The sequence below is a fragment of the Dolichospermum lemmermannii CS-548 genome (genome assembly GCF_028330815.1).
Classification (GTDB): domain Bacteria; phylum Cyanobacteriota; class Cyanobacteriia; order Cyanobacteriales; family Nostocaceae; genus Dolichospermum; species Dolichospermum lemmermannii.
In genome coordinates, this window is sequence record NZ_JAQMTJ010000308.1 from 13,720 (window position 1) to 33,298 (window position 19,579).

A 19,579-nucleotide genomic window follows, 5' to 3' on the forward strand; every position below is an offset into this window, starting at 1 on the left:
AATTATTTATGGCGAGAAAGTTCTTCCTTATCAATTTCATGATAACAAATTTAAAAGCAAATGTCAACCCTCTTGATCTCCATTTTTAGAGATTTTTCCACTCTTCTAAACTCGATTTAGCTTGATGAATTACAATAGTATACGGAAAATAGTTGTCAAATACTTGGCAAATAAAAAATCATCTGCTATATTAAACTCATACCCAAAAACCTAATCCCCTAATCCCCTGTCCCTACGGGGATGTAGAGACGTTCCTCGGAGCGTCTCTACTCTTTTGTGTTGATATTACAGTAGAAATTGAAGAGAAAGGAAAAGATTCTTTCCTATATCTTCAGTTAGTTCCTAGCTAATCAGCATTAAGAATTTTGGGAACTCGGAAAAAATCACCTTCCTGCTGAGGCGCACTGCTGAGGATTGCTTCTCTGTCAGGACAGGGTTGAAGAATATCTTCTCTGGTAATATTGCTAACATCAATAGCTCTGGTTGTCGGTATTACATTGGTGACATCCAGTTGATTTAGTTGTTCTATATAATCCAGAATACTACCCAGTTGAGTAGTAAATTGTGCTTCTTCATCTGCTGTTAATTCTAAACGAGCGAGATTAGCAACTTTACGAACTTGTTCACTATCAATCATAATTTGTCTGTTGTCAGTTGTCCGTTGTCAGTAGGGGCGAAGCATTTGGAAGATAAATTATCGGTCATTGCCAAAAATAGTTCTCCAAATGCTTCGCCCGTACAGTTGTCAGTTGTCAGTTGTCAGTTGTCAGGTAAAATTGTATAACCGACTAATGACTAAGTTAAAAGAATATGTCAATTTGCGATCGCCCGGTGGTTTTGATCCAGTTTTGAGCTTCAATATAGTTATTGGGAGCCATGCGAATTGCTCTAATCCAATAATCTGCCGCTTGATCAAACAATGCCTCTCCACCGTCATGATCTCCGGCTTCCTTAGCCCTTTCACCTTGAAAATGATAAATCACCGCAATATTATTCAAGGCTTGGGGTAATTGTGGATTTAACTCAATGGCCTGATGATAATACTCTAAAGCCTTATTATGATCACCGTTACTGGCATAAATTAAGCCCGTATTATAGAGAATATAACTCCGATCATTGGAGTCTTCTTCCATTTCTAAGGCTTCTTTATAGTAGTCTAGAGCTTCAGCGTATTCGCCTTCTGCCTGTGCGGACATCCCATCTCGGTAATAAACAAAAGCTTCTTTAGCTTTGCGGTTGGTTGGCAATATCTTGAGGATGATATCTGCCATTACGGTAAAGGACTTGTCAACAAAGTTATCGTTTTTCTGTGTTCTTGGCATATTTGTCTCTATGGTTTCTTCATGGCAGCATACCGCTAATTTAACTAATTTTTGGGGGTTTGAGTTATTGCAAATTAATATGAAGCTGCATGAAGTAAGATTTCCCGAATTATTTACCGCAGATAAACGCAGATGAATTCATGGATTTACAAGATCCCCGACTTCTTAAAGAAGTCGGGGATCTGAACTTTTACAATTTTGAATTGTTTTGTTTCCATTTCCGAAACGAAGGTAAATACTATTGTATAAACAAGTTAAGTTAACTATTGCACACAAGCCACACCCCAGCCGCGATGGTAAAAGAAATAGCAATTCGCACCACTGGACTAACGAAGCAATTTGAAAAACACATTGCTGTCAATGATGTTGACTTAGAAATCCAAGTGGGTGAAGTTTACGGATTAATTGGTCCCAATGGAGCGGGTAAAACCACCCTAATTCGGATGTTAGCTACTGCGGAAGAACCGACTACTGGTGAGATTTATATTAATGGAGATCGACTTCTGCGAGATCAAAGCAATCTCAAACTTAAACGTCGTCTTGGTTATTTACCTGATGACTACCCACTTTATGAAGATTTGACAGTTTGGGATTATTTAGATTATTTTGCCCGATTGTATCGCTTGCAAGGAAAGCACCGTACCCAACGTCTGCACGAAGTTTTAGAACTCATTCAACTGGGTAATAAACGTCATAGCATGATTTCTACCCTCTCACGGGGGATGAAACAGCGGTTAAGTTTAGCCCGCACCATTATCCATGAACCAATTTTACTGCTTTTAGATGAACCTGTTTCTGGACTTGATCCCATTGCGCGGATGCAGTTTCGGGAAATTATTAAAGCTTTGCAAGCAGCAGGAATGACAATTTTAATTTCTTCCCACGTTCTCAGCGATTTAGCCGAGTTATGTACATCTGTGGGAATTATGGAATTAGGTTTTTTGGTGGAAAGTTCTTCACTTAAACATCTTTATCAACGTCTTTCTCAACAGCAGATTTTTATCTCCACTTTGGGCAATATAGATATATTGGTGAGTGAACTAAAAAATCATCCTTTAGTGGAAGAATGGGAGGTAATACCGAGTAAAAATGGCGTGCGAGTGAATTTTTTAGGTAAACCAGAAGATTCTGCCGATTTATTGCGATCGCTTGTGAATGCAAAAATTCCCATAACAGAATTTCATTGTACCCAAGAAGACCTAGAAACTATTTTCCTCAAATTAGGTCATAAACAAGCATCATAGACAATTAAAAATTAAGAATTAAAAATTAAAAAACTTTGGAGGTATTGACGATGTTACTAAATTTCATAGATAGAGTGGGAGAATTAAATCCCCAACTATTTCGAGAACTAAAAGGTAGATTAAAACCTTTTAATCTGATTATAGCTATGGGTTCTTCTTTACTACTCCAACTCATAGTTTTTCTCTTGCAATTACGAGAATTTCCCGATGAGAAATACTATCTCAGAGCAACTTACTGTACTTTGAAAAAAGTATACCAAAACCAAGAACAGGAACTTTATAAACAACAGAGTTTACTTACCCAAAAATTAGATAATTATCGGCAAATTCAACTATCAGATAATACCATAATCCCCAACTTAGAAGCCCAACTTCAGCAAGTTAGAACTGAACTATCTAGCTTACAGAATTATTTATCTAAAAATATTTGTCCTTTAGATAAAATAGACTGGCAATTATGGTGGAGAGATCATTGGGAATATACATTTCTAACGTTAAGTGTAATTTTCATTTTTACACTCTTAGTTGGGGGAACTTATTTATTAATCAGTGATTTAGCCAAAGAAGAACAACGAGGAACATTGAACTTTATTCGGCTTAGTCCTCAGTCAGAAACAAGCATCTTAACTGGAAAAATGTTAGGAGTCCCCAGTCTAATTTATCTCTTTGTTCTCACAGCAATTCCTTTACATTTATGGGCTGGACATTCTGCTAAAATTGCTTTAAGTTACATTTTCAGTTATTATGCTGTGATTGCAGCTAGTTGTGTTTTCTTCTACAGTGTAGCCCTAATTTTTGGTCTAGTTAGTCGCGGTTTTAGCAGCTTTCAACCTTGGTTGGGAAGCGGTGCTGTACTCCTATTTTTGTTTATGACAATGACGATGGTATCGTCTTATGGACATTTTAATAATCCTCTGACTTGGATTAGATTCTTCAGTCCCTGGGGTATTACCAATTATCTATTCCCTAATCTATTTCGTTCATATAAAGATTCGTCAATACAGCAGCTACAATTCTTCTATTTACCAATAGGAAAAAATTTATTTACCTTAGTCGGCTTTCATTTAGTTAATTACGGAATTTCTTCCTACGGCATTTGGCAAGCCATGAAACGCTGCTTTCGGAATGCAGACAGTACAATATTGAGTAAAAAACAAAGTTATTTATTTGTAGCTTTTACTCAAGTAATGTTTTTAGGATTGACTATCCCCGTAGTTGATGATAAATACGATGCAGGGATGATATTCCTGATTGCTTTATTCAACTTTGCCTTAGTTTTGACTTTAACTATTGTCCTTTCACCTCATCGTCAAATTATCCAAGATTGGGCAAGATATAGACACCAAAATCATCGAGATAAATCTGTATTCCAAGATTTAGTATTTGGTGAAAAAAGCCCAGCAATTGTTGCTATCGTCATTAATCTATTAATTGCTACTACCCCGATAATAATCTGGATTTTGTTCTCACCTACTAATTTTTATAATGGTAGTGTTGATAAGCATAAAGTCATATTAGCGATGGTTTTAGCCTTGAGTTTGATGCTGATGTATGCCACAATTGCTCAACTGATGCTACTGATGAAAAACCCCAAGCGTTATGTGTGGGCAGTTGGTACAATTGGTGTAGCCATGTTTCTCCCATCAATTATTCTCTCAGTCTTGGGTATTAGTCCATCAGAAAATCCGACTTTGTGGTTATTCTCTACCTGCCCTTGGTTAGCTATTCAATACTCTGAAACGACAACAATTTTCATGGCACTTTTAGCTAATTTTACTGTTGTAGCCTTGTTAAATTTCCAATTAAATCGCCAAGTTAGAGTTTTAGGCGAATCTGCAACCAAAACATTATTATCAGGAAGATAACGATGCAGATACCGGACTTTTAAAAAGGTCTGGTATCTAAATTTTTAAATTTTGATTAGACTACATAATATTAATCGGATCTACATCAATTGTTAAACTGACAGAAGCAGGAGAAAGCGATCGCACTTCTGGCCAATCTGGTAAATTTGGTAAAGCGTCAGGATCAAACTTGAGTAATATTTGCCAACGATAACGGTTAGCTACTCGTAAAATACTAGCTGGTGCAGGTCCCAATATCTCAAATCCTTCTTTATTGTTCAAAAATGTAGCAATGATTTGGGCTGTGTTTTGGACTTGAATGGGATCTAAACTACTTAATCGCAATAAAATTAATCTCCCATAGGGAGGATAATTCAGAGTTTGTCTTTGTGCTAACTCTGCATCAGCAAAAGATTGATAATCATGTTTTTGCACTGCTTCAATAATCGGATGTTCTGGAGTATAGGTTTGGACAATTACCCTCCCTGGATCATCCCCTCTTCCTGCCCTTCCCGCAACTTGGGTCAAAGTTTGAAATGTGCGTTCATTGGCGCGATAATCAGATAAGTGCAATAATCCATCCGCAGCGACTACACCCACAAGGGTAACTTGGGGTAAATCTAACCCTTTTGTCAGCATTTGTGTCCCTACTAATAAATGGGCTTCACCATTAGCAAACTGGGTAAGAAGTTTCCGGTGTGAACCTTTAGTGGTGGTGGTATCACTATCAAAGCGAATTATTTTCAAATTGGGAAATTGCTTAGTTAATTCCTGCGCTACCCGTTGAGTACCGCTTCCGAAAAACTTTAAATAAGGGGAACTGCATTCGGGACAATGGGGAGGATGTAAACGCCCATAATTACAATAATGACAGCGCAATAATTCTGGCGCTCCCTCTTCCACATGATGATAAGCCAGGGATACATCACAATGGGGACATTCCAACACATAACCACAACTGCGACAAGAAACAAAGGTACTATGTCCGCGCCGATGAATAAATAATATTCCCTGTTGTTGTCTTTCTGCTAATTGTTGCAGCGCATTTTGCAGCTTTCTACTAAAAATAGACCGATTTCCCTCTTTTAACTCTTGACGCATATCCACGATTTCCACAGGTGGTAATGGGCGCGAGTTAATGCGTTCTGGTAATGATAAATATAGTTGATTTCCACTTACCCAACTTTCTAAAGAGGGAGTCGCAGAACCTAAAATTAGGGGACAATGTTCTAATTCGGCTCGCCATTGAGCGATGGTGCGGGCGTGGTAAGTGGGAATAGGAGAATCTTGTTTAAAGCTGCTATCGTGTTCTTCGTCCAGGATAATTAAGCCTAGATTGGGTAAAGGAGCGAAAATGGCGCTGCGAGTCCCGATGATGATTTGCGGCTCTCCTGTGAGCATTTGTCGCCAGGTGTCGTAACGTTCACCGTCAGAAAGGGCGCTGTGATAAACGTGGACTTTGTGACCAAATCGGGCGCGAAATCTATCTGTAAGTTGAGGTGTGAGGCCGATTTCGGGAACTAAAACAAGGGCCGATTTTCCTTGTGCGAGTAATGGTGATATGGCTTGTAAGTATACTTCTGTTTTTCCTGAACCTGTCACCCCATGTAGCAATACTTGAGCAAATCCGGTTAAGGAATTAATCGTTTCTAAGGCGTTATTTTGGGCTGGTGTTAAGGATTTTGCCCAATCTGCGGCTACTGTGGGGCCTTGTTCTCTGCGTAATATTTCCCTGTCTTCAATGACTATATAGCCTTTATCTACTAAGGCTTTTAGGGTGGAAGTGCTGGTACTGCAAAGTTGCAATAATTCACTTTGCCATATTTCTCCCCCTTGTCGTCGCAAAACTTCCACAATTTCTTTTTGACGGGCTGTTAAATCGTCATGATTATTATCTAGAAGTGTGACAGCTTTTTGTAATTTAGGTTTGGTAAGTTGTGGCGGTTCTAAATAATTTTCGGCTAAACCTAAGCGGATCAATTCCCGAATTCCGCGATATGCGGCTTTAACTTTTTGTTGGATGTAGTGATAACTATAGTCTGCTGTTGGGGTTTTTTCTAAAAGTGTAATTACTTGCTGGGCTATAGGACTAATATAAATAGCAAGATTTTTTTTACCCAGAGAAGTCAACCGTAAACGACGTTGTGATCTTCCTAATAAGCCTGGTGGTAAAGCGACGCGAATTACTAAAATTAGAGGTGTATAGTAATAGGCTGCAACACGGTTGAGTAATGTCCAATAACCAGGAGGAAAAAACCCTTCACTAACTACATCTTCTACTTCCCGAATTTTTTCTAAGGGAATATCTAAATTAGGTTGAGTTAATAAGCGAATAGCGATCGCTCCTACCTGTGTCGCACCAAAGGGAACGCTTAAAATATCTCCTGGTTTGATTGCTAACTGTGCTGGGATTTTATAGGTAAATAAATCTGAACATCCTGGACAGTCTACAAGCACTTCCACCCATTCAGGTAATTTTGCTGGAGATTGATATGATCCTCCTGGTTCAGCTACAGCGATAACAGATGATTTTGCACCAATACTATACATAAATTTTTGATTTATAAACAAATATTGTATTCACAGACAAGGTTTAATTCTATCCTTTGGTTTTACTTTGTGTAAATAGTATTTTACAATACTTCAATTACCCATAATCCTTGATAATCTCTAATTTATGTAATCTACTAGTACACAACGGCGTAAGTCAATCAACCATTAAAAATTTGACAAAAGCTTGTGTAATCTGCTTTTTTAATTTTTAATTTTTAATTTTTAATTCCGCACTGCGGTACTAGACAAATTAGCTTCTACAATTTAGGCAATAAATAATTGAAGATTGAAATTTTAAATTTGAGCAAGTAGCTTACACAGTCTTGATCAGATTTTTTAATGCTTTGTTGACTTACCGACTGGGATACTCAAGCTGCAAAACCTATCTTGAGAAATATGCCGAAGTAATGAGTAATCATGAGTAAGTAGGTAATTAAGTGATTAAACTTCCAGATTTTTATGTGATTTGTAACATCTTGATTAACTAGTAAATTATGTTATTAATCAATCATGAGATTGAGCTACGAAATAAGGCATAGAGTTTTTCAACCTATTGATAGATATTAAATATTTTTTGAATATGAGATGCTTTTAAACGATAAATATTATCCGGATTAGAAGTTACCATTTTTGTAATTTGGATCATTTAGTAAATTTTCGGAGAGATAAATAACTCTAGTACCAAAATGGCGATTTATTCAATTACTCTGATGATTCCAGCCGGACAAACCTGAAAACTTTGCAAAAAATACACGAAAATTTAATATATATCATTTTTCGGTGATTTATCACCTTTACACGGAAGCTATGTACAAACTACAGGCAACAAGCAACTGATTTTTCCCCAGATCATTTAAGATAGATAGATAGGCTTCTTTCTCTATGTTTTTGATATTTGTTAAAGTTAGTCTTAGGGGGTTTGACCTATTTAGTAATCAAGAAAAGCATAGAGAATATGTCTATTGGGTTTCTGAAAAGAATAGTTTTTTGTGAGTGCTAAAGTCGTTAATGATTATAGGTCGTATCTAGCCAGAACTAAAAATAATGGACAAATACTGATTTCCATTCCAGACGAGGAATGATTAAAAAGAGAGGATTTTGCTAGAGAAGAAGGGTGTATTTGTCCTCAAGGGAAAACTACCAAGCCTGAAAGAGGCTGTTGTCATGAAATTATGTACCAAACAAAGCAACCATCTCTAACGGAAACTATGAATCTTGCTGAATTGGGAACAATGGAAATACTAGAGAATATTACTGATCATGAAGAACCATCAATTGAGAGTTTAGATCAAGTAGTATATGAAGATGCTACAATTGTCGAAAACTTGGCATCAGAAGAGCGCAATGGCGATGACATGGCCGCAGCCCGTCCCTCGGGATATAATAAAACCGAAAATGATGATGCTGTTGGCGCATTTTTTAAGGAAATGGCGCGTTATCCCCTACTCAAACCTGATGAAGAAGTAGAATTAGCGCGACGGGTGAGATTTTTAGAAGAAGTCAAAGAATTGCAAGCAGCTTTGGAATTAGAACTAGGAGCGCAGCCTAGTAAGGTGCAGGTGGCTTCGCAATTAGAGATAACAGAAAAACAACTGGAAAGCCGCTTGTATCAAGGTAGGGTGGCCAAGCGAAAAATGATTCGCTCCAATCTCCGGTTAGTCGTATCTATTGCTAAACGATATTTAAATCGTGGTGTCCCTTTTCTCGATTTAATTCAAGAAGGAGCAATGGGTTTAAACCGCGCTTCTGAAAAATTTGATCCTGATAAAGGATATAAGTTTTCTACTTATGCTTATTGGTGGATTAGACAAGCAATTACCAGAGCGATCGCTAATGATGCCCGAACTATTCGCTTACCAATCCATATTGTTGAGAAACTTAATAAACTAAAAAAAGCCCAACGGGAACTCAAACAAAAACTCGCTCGGAATCCCACAGAGGCCGAAATGGCCGAAGCTTTGGAAATTACAGTTCACCAACTGCGTCAACTTCAACAACTGCGTCGTCAAGCCCTGTCCCTTAACCACCGTGTCGGTAAAGAAGAAGACACGGAATTAATGGATTTGCTAGAAGATGAAGACAACCAGTCTCCCGAAGCCAAAATGAACGAAAACATGATGCGTCAGGAGATTTGGGAAGTTCTCGGAGACGTACTCACCCCACGAGAGAAAGATGTCATTTCCCTGCGCTATGGACTCACTAGCAGTGAACCCTGCACCCTAGAAGAGGTGGGGAATATGTTTAACCTTTCCCGCGAACGAGTCCGTCAAATCCAAAGTAAAGCCATGCGGAAATTACGCCGTCCCCACATAGCCAAGCGGTTAAAAGGTTGGTTGGTATAAGTCATTAGTCAGTTGTTAGTAGGGGCGAAGCATTTGGAAAATAAATTATCGGTCATTGCCAAAAATAGTTCTCCAAATGCTTCGCCCGTACAGTTGTCAGTTGTCAGTTGTCTGTGGTTAAAAAAAATTAGACACATTGAGTATAAACTGTAAACTAATGACCAATGACCAATGACCAATGACCAATGACCAATGACCAATGACCAATGACTAATTTAATTGTCCGTTTTGCCGAACCCAGTGATGCTCATACCTTATTTGCCTTAATTCAGGGACTTGCTGAATATGAAAAACTATCTGATGCTGTTATTGGCAATGCTGAAGCCCTCAAGGATCATTTATTTGGTTCACCAAAATACGTAGATGCAATCCTAGCCGAATTTGAAGGTAAGGCTGTAGGTTTTGCCCTATTTTTTCATAATTATTCTACATTTCTCACCAAGCCAGGAATTTACTTAGAAGATATCTTTGTTTTGCCGGAATATCGCCGCCAAGGTATTGGTAAAGCACTTTTGTCCAAAGTAGCCCAAATAGCTGTAGAAAGGGATTGTGGGCGCTTAGAGTGGAGTGTTTTAGATTGGAATGTGTCAGCGCAGGCATTTTACCGGAATATGGGTGCAGATATTTTAGAAGATTGGCGGATTTGTCGCGTGACAGAAAAGGATCTGACCCAATTAGCCAAGCAAAAATGAAGTTTAAAAGATAAAGGGTAAATATAGCAAATTTCCCTTTTATCCTTCATTATTAATTTCTTTTTGCTCTTCTTCAATTTAAATTCATATAAGTTTACATTTTGCCTAAACCCTCAAGCTATCAATCAATTAATCTGAAATTCTCAATTATTTCAGCCAAGTTTGACAGTCTGTCGTTTGACTAATGCAACGAAATTAAATGAGAATTAGGGAGGATATTTGTACCGATTCAGACATTGTTATCGAGAGAACACCAGATGAAAAAGATTGTCTCAGTATTATTATTAGGCATAGCTATCTTCACCTTTGCCTTCAGTAGTCCTGCTTTGGCCGCAGACGCAGCCAGCGGAGCTAAAATATTTAGTGCTAATTGTGCTTCTTGTCATGCCGGTGGCAGAAATTTAGTTAATGCTGCCAAAACCCTGAAAAAAGCAGATTTGGAAAAGTACGGTATGTACTCGGCTGAAGCAATTGTTTATCAAGTTACTAATGGTAAAGGTGCTATGCCAGCCTTTAAGGGTCGGTTAAAAGCAGAGCAAATAGAAAATGTAGCTGCTTATGTCCTAGAACAAGCTGATAAGGACTGGAAGAAGTAAATTTATATCTAATTCGATGGTTTAACAATGTGCGGGGCTTTTTGTCCCGCTCAGTCTTTTTATTAGTAATTAGATTTAGTAACCACTGTGCAACCAAAAATATCATCAGCATGGTAAATGGCTTTTCTTTAATATCTTAATATTTTCATAAATTCTCCATTCCATGAATAAAATAAATTAATTATCCCCTGCCTAAATAGAAAAATTCATAAAAGCATAGATGTTGTTGATATCATCTTTTAGTGGATTCTAAATCAAGAAAATAATTATCATAAATAGTCAGAAAATATGGAATTTTCAAGTGTCACTATAGAACAGCGCGAAAAAGAAGCTGAAGCATTAAAGACTTTTCTTTTCTTTAGTCTAATTGGTTCATTGGTATTACATATTGGGATACTAGCTTTAGCTATTAACAAATTTTTTCTCAAATTCCCTGAAGTTAGAGAAGAACCCATTGAAGTGACAATTCTGGAAACAATACCCCAGGAAGTAAACCAACTACCAGTAGAGATAAAATCCCTAGCAAAAACAAATTCCGGTGGTGGTGGTGGAAATAAAGGTGGCGGAATTTCTACACCAACAGAAACAGCCCTGAATATGATTAAGTCTTCTGTCGCACCCATAACCAAACAGGCTCAACTAAAAATCACTACTAACCTTATCAGTAAACAATCCCAAACACTTACAAATCGTGAACCAGCGAAAATATTAACTCCTGTACAAACTAACCCAATAGAAAACACAACTCCTGAACCTGCGACAACACCACCCCCAGTAGAAACAAAACCAATACAAAAATTATTAGATGAAAACGCAAATACCCTAGCGTCTACTCAACCCCAAGTGCAGACAAAACCCACAAAAATCACACCATTAAAGTCAGAAACTCAACCTAATGCTAGTTCCAACAATATCCCTAGCAACTCCACCGCTTCCACACAGTTACCGCAGAATAAAAATATTTTAGGCAATTTAGGCGATCGCTCAAGAAATAGTTTAGGTACTGGAAACGGTACTGGTTCAGGTACTGGTGTTGGTAATGGAATTGGAAATAGTACAGGTAATGGTACTGGTAATGGTGTTGGGAATGAAAGTGGGAATAAACCAAAATCAGAAAATACACCAATAGCTACCGCACCGAAACCTCCCATAGAAAATAATTCTAAACTGAATCGTGCGGATTGTATCCAGTGTCAAATTAAGTACCCAGATAGAGCCAGGCAGCGTGGCATAGAAGGAAATGCAGAAGTCGCTATTGATACTGATAGCCAGGGTAATGTTACGCGAGTTCGGTTAGTCCGTTCCAGTGGGGATAGCGAACTAGATCAAGCCGCTCAACAAGCTGCACAAGAGTGGAAATTAACACCCACAGCAGAGGGAAGAGAAGGGGTAAGAGCCTCAGTTAACTTTGCCATTAAAGGATCACAGCGTCACCGTAAACTTCAAGAACGGCAAATACAAAAACAAAGAGCAACCACCAAAAAAACCTCTGAAAAAGCGACTTCTACCTCTACTCCTATCGAGTCTCCTCAATATAATCAACAAAAAATAACTCCTATTATTACTGATATTCCCTCCGAAAATACAACTAAACAGAGAGAAGAATCTGCACCTTCTGAGAGTCAACAGATCTCACCACCAGCATCTGCAACTACATCACCTACTGAGTCTTAGAGGATGTATCTCAAGAAAATTTGATAGTAAATTTGTTTCTACAAGAATCAATAGGAAATCGGTAGATCTTCAAAGTATAGATATGGGAGGGATAATTCATGAATTACCCCATCTGACTAGAATGTAGGGTGGACAATGCCAACCATCATGTTAAATTAATAGATCTGTTAATCTTCGTGATCATCAAAGGGATCATCTAATTCCTGGCTTGGGGGTCCAAAAGATGTGTAAATTGCCATACCAGTAATAGCAACTAACGCCGCACAAAAGGAAATTCCAAGCACCGTAGCGGGTTCTAAGTCCATAAATTTAGATACATATTATCACAGCGATAATTATAGAATATTACAAAATTTAACTTATCGCACATTACATAGTTAAAGCATGATCATCTCACCCTCGTAAATTGGCCAAGGTATTGATACTCCGTAAATAATGTTATGCCCAATTTATTGACAAAATATTAAAAATATGTTAATAATGGATCTTTGTGGAAACTTTACCCTTTAATATAATCTCTTGGCTAACGTCATTGTCATAGGTGCCCAGTGGGGCGATGAAGGAAAAGGTAAAATAACTGACTTACTCAGCCGCTCCGCAGACGTGGTGGTACGTTACCAAGGGGGAGTGAACGCTGGGCATACAATCGTAGTCCAAGGTCAGACGTTTAAGCTGCACTTAATCCCCTCTGGTATTTTGTATCCAAAAACCGAGTGTATCATTGGCTGTGGAACAGTCATCGATCCGCAAGTCTTGATTAAAGAACTCGAACAACTAGAAAAATTAAATATTTCCACGGCTAATCTGTTGATATCTCAGACGGCTCATGTCACCATGCCCTATCATCGCATGATTGACAAGGCATCAGAGGAAGTACGGGGAAATCATAAAATCGGGACAACAGGTAGAGGTATTGGTCCTACCTACGCCGATAAATCTGAGCGGATAGGCATCAGGATGTTAGACTTGATGGACACCGACGGACTCCGTGAGCAGTTAAAGTGGACGATAAACTATAAAAATACCATTTTAGAAAAGCTGTATAATCTGCCACCTCTCAATCCAGAAGAAGTGATTGAGGAGTATTTAGGTTATGCGGAACGCTTGCGTCCTTTCGTCGTTGATACATCGTTGAAAATCTACGATGCGGTTTTACGACGACGGAATATTTTGTTTGAAGGCGCACAAGGGACATTACTTGACCTAGATCACGGAACTTATCCCTATGTCACATCCTCCAACCCAGTCGCTGGGGGGGCTTGTGTGGGGAGTGGACTAGGACCAACAATGATAGATCGGGTAATTGGTGTATCCAAAGCCTACACGACAAGAGTGGGAGAAGGTCCTTTCCCCACGGAACTAAATGGCGGAATTGGGGACTTGTTAGGCGATCGCGGTGCAGAATTTGGCACAACTACAGGGCGTAAACGTCGTTGTGGTTGGTTTGATGCGGTTATTGGTCGTTATGCGGTTCGCATTAACGGCATGGATTGTATGGCACTTACCAAACTTGATGTTCTCGATGAACTAGAGGAAATCAATGTTTGTGTGGCTTATGAAATTGATGGTGAACGCTGCGAACACTTCCCCACCAGCGCTCGTCTTTTCGCCCGTTGTCGTCCCATTTACAAAACTGTACCAGGATGGCAAGTGTCAACAAGTCACTGTCGTACCCTGGAAGAGTTACCACAAAAAGCACTGGACTATCTGAAATTCTTGGCAGAATTAATGGAAGTGCCGATTGCAATTGTTTCCTTGGGAGCAAGTCGTGATCAAACTATCATTGTTGAAGATCCTATTCACGGTCCAAAACGCGCACTGTTACAACCTAACGGTACACCAGTTTAGTCATTGGTCATTGGTCATTGGTCATTGGCAAAATAACTGACAACTGACAACTGACAACTAACAACTTAACAACTTAACAACTTATATGGCAATCACACTCGAATCTAAAACCCGTCCCGAAGGTAGCAAACCCAGAGCTTTGCGCCGTTCTGGATTAATTCCCGCCAACTTGTATGGTCACAACGGGATTGAATCAATTTCTCTAGTTCTTGACGCTAAAGTTGTAGAACGTTTGCTCAAGCAAGTTATTCCTAATAAAACCCAAGTGGAACTCAGCATTGCTGAATTAGAGTGGACTGGTACAACCGTGCTTCGTGAAGTTCAGATTCACCCAGCCAAAGGCACACCTTACCACATCAGTTTTTTTGCTGGTGCTAAAGGCTAAAATTCAGGTAATAATAACGAAGAGAACCAGGGTTAGCCCTGGTTTTTTTGTGGTAAAAAGGCAAGAGTATCAAAATCCCTCTTACCACTAACCACTGTACGGGCGAAGCATTTGGAGAACTATTTTTGGCAATGACCGATAATTTATCTTCCAAATGCTTCGCTGTACGGGCGAAGCATTTGGAGAATTATTTTTGGCAATGACCGATAATTTATCTTCCAAATGCTTCGCCCCTACTAACCACTGACAACTGACAACGAACCAATGACACAAACCAATCTCCCAAATTTAATTTCACAAATGTTACAACCAGGATTTTATCCTCATTCTGTAACAGAACCAATTCAATTAATTCAAACTCATATTTCCTATGTCCTCCTCACAGGAGATTATGCTTACAAACTGAAAAAACCAGCCAACTTTGGTTTTTTAGACTTTTCCACCTTAGAAAAACGACAACATTTTTGTCAAGAAGAATTGCGCTTAAATCAACGTGGTGCAGGTGAATTATATTTAGAAGTTCTACCGGTAACTTTAGTTGGTGAACAATACCATTTAGGGGGAACAGGAGAAGTTGTAGAATATGCAGTAAAGATGCGTCAATTTCCCCAAGAAACCCTTTTTAGTGAACTTTTTGCTAGTGGAAATTTGCAAGAAAGTCATTTGGAAGAATTGGGAAGAGTTGTCGCTCAATATCATGCTGAATCAGTCACAAACGATTATATTCGTAGTTTTGGGGAAGTCTCACAAATACGATTAGCAATTGATGAGAATTATCAGCAAACTCAAAACTATATTGGTAGACCTCAGACACAAGAGCAGTTTGAGGCAACAAAACAATATACAGATAACTTCTTTGTCCAACATCCAGAACTATTTAAAAGCAGAATTGACAATAACTATATTTGTGAATGTCACGGCGATTTACACCTCAGAAATATAGCTCTTTGGCATAACAAAATTATGCTATTTGACTGCATAGAATTCAATGAGCCTTTCCGGTTTGTGGATGTTATGTATGACGTAGCATTTACAGTCATGGATATTGAAGCCAGAGGAAGGAAAGACTTAGGAAATGCCTTTTTAAATGCCTATGTAGAGCAAACTGGAGACTGGGAAGGTTTACAGGTATTACCTTTATATTTAAGCCGTCAGGCTTATGTGCGAGCTAAGGTAAATTCCTTTTTATTAGATGATCCTAACATCCCGGCTGCGGTAAAAGAAGAATCTGCAAAAACCGCATCTGCATATTATCTTCAAGCGTGGGAATATACTAAACCCCAACAGGGAAAACTGATTTTGATGTCGGGTTTATCTGGTGCTGGTAAAAGTACCACAGCTAAATATTTAGCCCGAAAACTCAATGCAGTTCATCTCCGTTCTGATGCTGTGCGTAAGCATTTAGCAGGAATTCCCCTCTTAGAAAAAGGTGGGGATGAAATCTACACACCAGAAATGACGCAAAAAACCTATAGCCGATTGTTAGCATTAGGAATTATACTGGCTAATCAAGGTTGGTCTGTAATTTTAGATGCCAAATATGATCGTCAGGATTTACGGGAAGCAGCTATTTCTCAAGCTACACAGCATCAATTACCTGTACATATTATCAACTGCACCGCACCGTTAGAAGTTGTCACAGAACGACTGCTGAACCGCACTGGTGATATTGCTGATGCAACTGCTGATTTATTAGCATCCCAAATCAAGCAATCTGAACCATTTACAAATCAAGAACAACCTTATATAACAGTTGTAGATACAACTCAACCGCTAGACACGCAATTATCAGAATTGATTTAATTTTTGTCTAGGAAGTCAGGGTTTAGCATTGCTCGTAAGTGTCAAATTAACCTAAAATTCATAGCCCGTCAGGGAATAAATTCCCTGTCTAATAGCTCAAGTCATCTAAAGATGACTAAAACAAACCAAAAATTTTTAGTGTACGTTAGTACACTTTTCTCGTTCCCATACTCTGTATGGGAATGAATTCTAAAAGGCTCTGCCTTTAATAACATTTGAGGCAGAGCCTCCATGATAGCATTCCCAGTCAGAGACTGGGAACGAGATATAATTATTCTTTCTCCTGACTCCTAATCTTATGGCACCAAAAAATAATCTGCTAGGCGATATTTTCTCTTCTTCACCTAACTTTCTTTCTCAACTGTTGTTTGGATTATTCTTATTTATTATCTCCAGAATTGCTCATGCTTCAGTTCCTCTGAGTCTATTCATAGCTATTATGGGTGGTGTTACTTTAGGGTGGTTCACATTTGCCAATGATAATAGTTCTGAACCTGCTACTGTCGCATCTAATGATGGTATTGATGCTGGATTAAAATATTGGTTGTTTTTTATGATGGGCTGCCTTTTTCTCCGTTATTCAGCCCCTGTGAGTATTGTGTTCGGTGCTATTGCTGGAGTTGGTGGTGGCTGGATAATTGGTTGGTGGCGCAGTGAAGAAGCGTTACAAACTCAATTATCTGAGGAGATTGTGGAAGAAGAAGAGACAGAACAGCCCAGTGAGAGAAATGCGAAAAGACGCAAAAGAAAACCTACTAAACGTTTCCGTCGGGAATCTGCAACTTTCAATTTTCGCTTTTGGGAAAAGTAATTAATAATTAACTAATTATGTTTTTATATTTATCTAAAATCCTACCACTATTTTTTTACCCTTTGGGATTGGCAAGTGTGAGTTTAATAGTGGCTTTAGTAACTTTACGGAAACGTCCCCGGATTGCGACTATAGCTATTTCTTTATCTTTAGCTTTGTTGCTAATATGTAGTAATGCTTGGGTGGCTAAATCCTTGGTACGCAGCCTAGAATGGCAAAATATCCCCGCTACTCAAATCCCCAATGCTGAAGCCATTGTAGTCTTAGGTGGTGCAACTAAATCAGCAACTTGGCCACGGGTGACAGTAGATTTAAGTGAAGCCGGCGATCGCGTAATTTATGCCGCACAACTTTATTTTCAGAAAAAAGCCCCTATAATTATCCTTAGTGGTGGCCGGATTGATTGGCGCGGTAGTGGTTCGCCAGAATCAGCAGATATGGCAAATATTCTCACATCTATTGGTGTTCCAGCAACAGCAATTATTCAAGAACCTGATTCTTTCAATACTCATGATAATGCTGTCAATGTCCGTAAAATTCTTGAAGCTCGTCAAATCAAAAAAGTATTATTAATTACCTCAGCAGCCCATATGCCGCGATCGCTCAAAATTTTTCACCGTCAAGGTATGGATGTCATTCCCACACCAACCGATTTTCTTGTTAGTCAAGGTGAATTTCAAGAACTTACCAGCACTCCAAAAGCCGCAATTCTCAATTTACTCCCTGATACTGAAAATTTAAACCAATTCACAAGTGCATTAAAAGAATATATTGGTACTTTTATTTATTGGTTACGAGGTTGGTTATAATAATTCATGAAATCAGAATTAATATTCCCAAGTATAATCAAATTAAGTTTAAATAACAAGGAGTGGAAAAGATGTTGTTAGAATTAAAGCGCATCCATGTACCACCAGGACAAACAGTAATATTGCAAGATGTCACCTGGACAGAATTAGAAACTATTCTTGAAGAATTAGGAGAACATCGTGCAGCGCGAATTGCTTATGACAAAGGGATATTAGAAATTATAAATCCTTTAGCAGAACATCAATTTGATAAAGAAATTATTAGTGATTTAGTTAAGGCTTTATTGGAAGAATTAGATATTGAATTTAGATGTCTTGGTTCTACCACATTTAAAAATCAATTTATGGAAAAAGGGATAGAACCTGATCAATGTTTTTATATTAAAAATGAAGCTTTAATTCGAGGAAAAAAGCGATTAGATCTAACAATAGATCCTCCACCAGATTTAGCCTTAGAAATTGATATTACTTCCCGCACTCATGCAAATATTTATCAAGCCTTAAAAGTTCCAGAATTATGGCGTTTTGAGAATAGTAATTTAAGCATAAATATCTTACAAGATGGGAATTATCTAGAATCTCAGTCAAGTTTTAATTTTCCTAATTTACCTTTAATTGCAGTAATTCCCCAATATCTTCAACAAAGTAAAACCGCAGGGAGAAATGCGACACTTAAAGCCTTTAGAAATTGGGTAAAACAGCAACAGTTATCCTCTGAGTCCAAATAAATGACAACAACATTTCTGGCAAAAATCATTACCATAGAAGAATTCTTAAAACTGGGTTTTATTGATGAGTCACCAGCATGGGAATATATTAACACAGAAGCAATTCAAAAACCTATGGGCGGAGGTAAACATAGTTTATTACAAAAAAGATTAGTTGCAGTAATTGACACAGCAACAAGTGATTATGAAGCATTTCCCGAACTGCGGTGTAGCTGTGGTAATCGTTCCGTAGTTCCTGATATTGCAGTTATTGATAATAATCAAATACCATTAGATGAAAGCGGTGACATTATTAGCAGTGGGATTAATTTTGCACCAGCTTGGGTAATTGAAATTCTGTCACTCGCTCAAAGTCAAACCAAGGTAACTGGCAATATTTTACATTGTATTAAACATGGTACAAAACTTGGATGGTTGCTTGATCCAAATGAGCGTTCAATTTTAGTTTATCAGCCTCATAGTTTACCAGATTTATTAACTGGAACAGATATATTACCAGTTGTAGAAGGAGTGAATTTAATAATCACAGTTGAGGAAGTATTTGGTTGGTTGCAAAGGAAAAAGTGATGGATTTAATCAACTGAACTCGCTTGATTATTCAACCAGATAACCAAATTAGCTTTACTGGTAAAATCTAACAACGCTAAACCTAAATTCTCCAAATCTTCCACAGACAACTTATTAATTTTTACTTGTAAATCCTGACTAAATGCACCTATACGCCGTTCAAACCCACATTCCGCACCCCAAAATGTTACAGAGGGAAATTACGGAGATGAAAATCAAATGGAGCATCAAAACAAACAGATAAAGTGAAAAAAGGCATTTGAGAAACAGTAAATCACCAAAAATGTCATCAAAATCTATTCTCAATAAGAAGCAATAAGAATGCACACCACCTGGAGAGGTCAATAGATAAGCGAAAGAA

Annotated in this window: 21 protein-coding genes; 15 read left to right on the forward strand and 6 right to left on the reverse strand. The window is 38.2% G+C overall.

Features of this window, described 5'->3' with window-relative positions; all coding sequences use genetic code 11:
• Window positions 1–346: 346 nt before the first annotated feature.
• Window positions 347–637 (reverse strand): Asp-tRNA(Asn)/Glu-tRNA(Gln) amidotransferase subunit GatC, encoded by a 291-nt coding sequence (gatC, locus tag PN450_RS21805; RefSeq protein WP_015083410.1) that lies wholly within the window; start codon window positions 635–637, stop codon window positions 347–349.
• 24 nt (window positions 638–661) lie between these two features.
• Here gatC and PN450_RS21810 point away from each other — a divergent pair, with 24 nt between their 5' ends.
• Window positions 662–784, forward strand: a complete 123-nt coding sequence (locus tag PN450_RS21810) for a hypothetical protein (protein ID WP_271837537.1) — start codon at window positions 662–664, stop codon at window positions 782–784.
• Window positions 785–800: 16 nt separating this feature from the next.
• Here PN450_RS21810 and PN450_RS21815 read toward each other — a convergent pair whose 3' ends face one another.
• Window positions 801–1,322: a photosystem I assembly protein Ycf3 gene (locus tag PN450_RS21815; protein ID WP_148764516.1), complete on the reverse strand. Its 522-nt coding sequence runs from the start codon at window positions 1,320–1,322 to the stop codon at window positions 801–803.
• A gap of 293 nt (window positions 1,323–1,615) precedes the next feature.
• Here PN450_RS21815 and PN450_RS21820 point away from each other — a divergent pair, with 293 nt between their 5' ends.
• Window positions 1,616–2,566, forward strand: a complete 951-nt coding sequence (locus tag PN450_RS21820; RefSeq protein WP_168696962.1) for an ABC transporter ATP-binding protein — start codon at window positions 1,616–1,618, stop codon at window positions 2,564–2,566.
• 50 nt (window positions 2,567–2,616) lie between these two features.
• Window positions 2,617–4,431 carry an ABC transporter permease subunit gene (locus PN450_RS21825; protein ID WP_271837538.1) on the forward strand — a complete coding sequence of 605 codons (1,815 nt, stop codon included), beginning with the start codon at window positions 2,617–2,619 and terminating at the stop codon, window positions 4,429–4,431.
• Between the two features lie 60 nt (window positions 4,432–4,491).
• Here PN450_RS21825 and priA read toward each other — a convergent pair whose 3' ends face one another.
• Window positions 4,492–6,960, reverse strand: a complete 2,469-nt coding sequence (priA, locus tag PN450_RS21830) for a primosomal protein N' (RefSeq protein WP_271837539.1) — start codon at window positions 6,958–6,960, stop codon at window positions 4,492–4,494.
• A gap of 1,175 nt (window positions 6,961–8,135) precedes the next feature.
• Between priA and PN450_RS21835 the strand changes: the two genes are divergently transcribed.
• The 5 genes from PN450_RS21835 (at window position 8,136) to PN450_RS21855 (ending at window position 12,267) form a co-directional block, all read left to right on the forward strand.
• Complete coding sequence (locus PN450_RS21835; RefSeq protein WP_148764522.1) at window positions 8,136–9,305, forward strand: RpoD/SigA family RNA polymerase sigma factor; 1,170 nt, start codon at window positions 8,136–8,138, stop codon at window positions 9,303–9,305.
• Window positions 9,306–9,317: 12 nt separating this feature from the next.
• Window positions 9,318–9,458, forward strand: coding sequence for a hypothetical protein (locus tag PN450_RS21840; protein ID WP_271837540.1), 141 nt, complete (start codon window positions 9,318–9,320; stop codon window positions 9,456–9,458).
• A gap of 53 nt (window positions 9,459–9,511) precedes the next feature.
• Entirely contained in the window at window positions 9,512–9,997 is a 486-nt protein-coding gene (locus tag PN450_RS21845; protein WP_015083405.1) for a GNAT family N-acetyltransferase, read from the forward strand.
• Between the two features lie 257 nt (window positions 9,998–10,254).
• Window positions 10,255–10,593, forward strand: coding sequence for a cytochrome c6 PetJ (gene petJ / locus PN450_RS21850; protein WP_213713960.1), 339 nt, complete (start codon window positions 10,255–10,257; stop codon window positions 10,591–10,593).
• Window positions 10,594–10,881: 288 nt separating this feature from the next.
• On the forward strand, window positions 10,882–12,267 hold the full coding sequence (locus PN450_RS21855; RefSeq protein ID WP_271837541.1) for an energy transducer TonB: 1,386 nt from the start codon (window positions 10,882–10,884) through the stop codon (window positions 12,265–12,267).
• 167 nt (window positions 12,268–12,434) lie between these two features.
• Here the strand turns inward: PN450_RS21855 and psbN are convergent, their stop codons facing one another.
• Complete coding sequence (gene psbN / locus PN450_RS21860) at window positions 12,435–12,572, reverse strand: photosystem II reaction center protein PsbN (protein WP_015083402.1); 138 nt, start codon at window positions 12,570–12,572, stop codon at window positions 12,435–12,437.
• A gap of 214 nt (window positions 12,573–12,786) precedes the next feature.
• Between psbN and PN450_RS21865 the strand changes: the two genes are divergently transcribed.
• Both PN450_RS21865 and rplY read left to right on the forward strand, forming a co-directional pair.
• A complete protein-coding gene (locus tag PN450_RS21865; protein WP_271837542.1) occupies window positions 12,787–14,115 on the forward strand; it encodes an adenylosuccinate synthase in 1,329 nt (442 codons plus the stop codon).
• A gap of 85 nt (window positions 14,116–14,200) precedes the next feature.
• Window positions 14,201–14,500: a 50S ribosomal protein L25 gene (gene rplY / locus PN450_RS21870; protein ID WP_015083400.1), complete on the forward strand. Its 300-nt coding sequence runs from the start codon at window positions 14,201–14,203 to the stop codon at window positions 14,498–14,500.
• A gap of 87 nt (window positions 14,501–14,587) precedes the next feature.
• Here the strand turns inward: rplY and PN450_RS21875 are convergent, their stop codons facing one another.
• A complete protein-coding gene (locus tag PN450_RS21875; protein ID WP_271837543.1) occupies window positions 14,588–14,773 on the reverse strand; it encodes a hypothetical protein in 186 nt (61 codons plus the stop codon).
• Between PN450_RS21875 and PN450_RS21880 the strand changes: the two genes are divergently transcribed.
• From PN450_RS21880 to PN450_RS21900, 5 genes are all read left to right on the forward strand, one after another.
• Complete coding sequence (locus PN450_RS21880; protein WP_271837544.1) at window positions 14,765–16,303, forward strand: bifunctional aminoglycoside phosphotransferase/ATP-binding protein; 1,539 nt, start codon at window positions 14,765–14,767, stop codon at window positions 16,301–16,303. The two genes, PN450_RS21875 and PN450_RS21880, sit on opposite strands and share 9 nt — an antisense overlap.
• A gap of 298 nt (window positions 16,304–16,601) precedes the next feature.
• A complete protein-coding gene (locus PN450_RS21885; protein WP_271837545.1) occupies window positions 16,602–17,114 on the forward strand; it encodes a hypothetical protein in 513 nt (170 codons plus the stop codon).
• A gap of 17 nt (window positions 17,115–17,131) precedes the next feature.
• Entirely contained in the window at window positions 17,132–17,923 is a 792-nt protein-coding gene (locus PN450_RS21890; RefSeq protein WP_168651109.1) for a YdcF family protein, read from the forward strand.
• Window positions 17,924–17,994: 71 nt separating this feature from the next.
• A complete protein-coding gene (locus tag PN450_RS21895; RefSeq protein WP_271837546.1) occupies window positions 17,995–18,651 on the forward strand; it encodes a Uma2 family endonuclease in 657 nt (218 codons plus the stop codon).
• Window positions 18,652–19,218 (forward strand): Uma2 family endonuclease, encoded by a 567-nt coding sequence (locus tag PN450_RS21900; RefSeq protein WP_271837547.1) that lies wholly within the window; start codon window positions 18,652–18,654, stop codon window positions 19,216–19,218.
• A gap of 5 nt (window positions 19,219–19,223) precedes the next feature.
• On the opposite strand, the gene PN450_RS21905 is transcribed toward PN450_RS21900, so the two are convergent.
• The gene (locus PN450_RS21905; RefSeq protein WP_148767047.1) at window positions 19,224–19,370 is read right to left on the reverse strand and encodes a DUF4351 domain-containing protein; all 147 of its coding nucleotides are present in this window, start codon (window positions 19,368–19,370) and stop codon (window positions 19,224–19,226) included.
• Window positions 19,371–19,579: the final 209 nt, after the last annotated feature.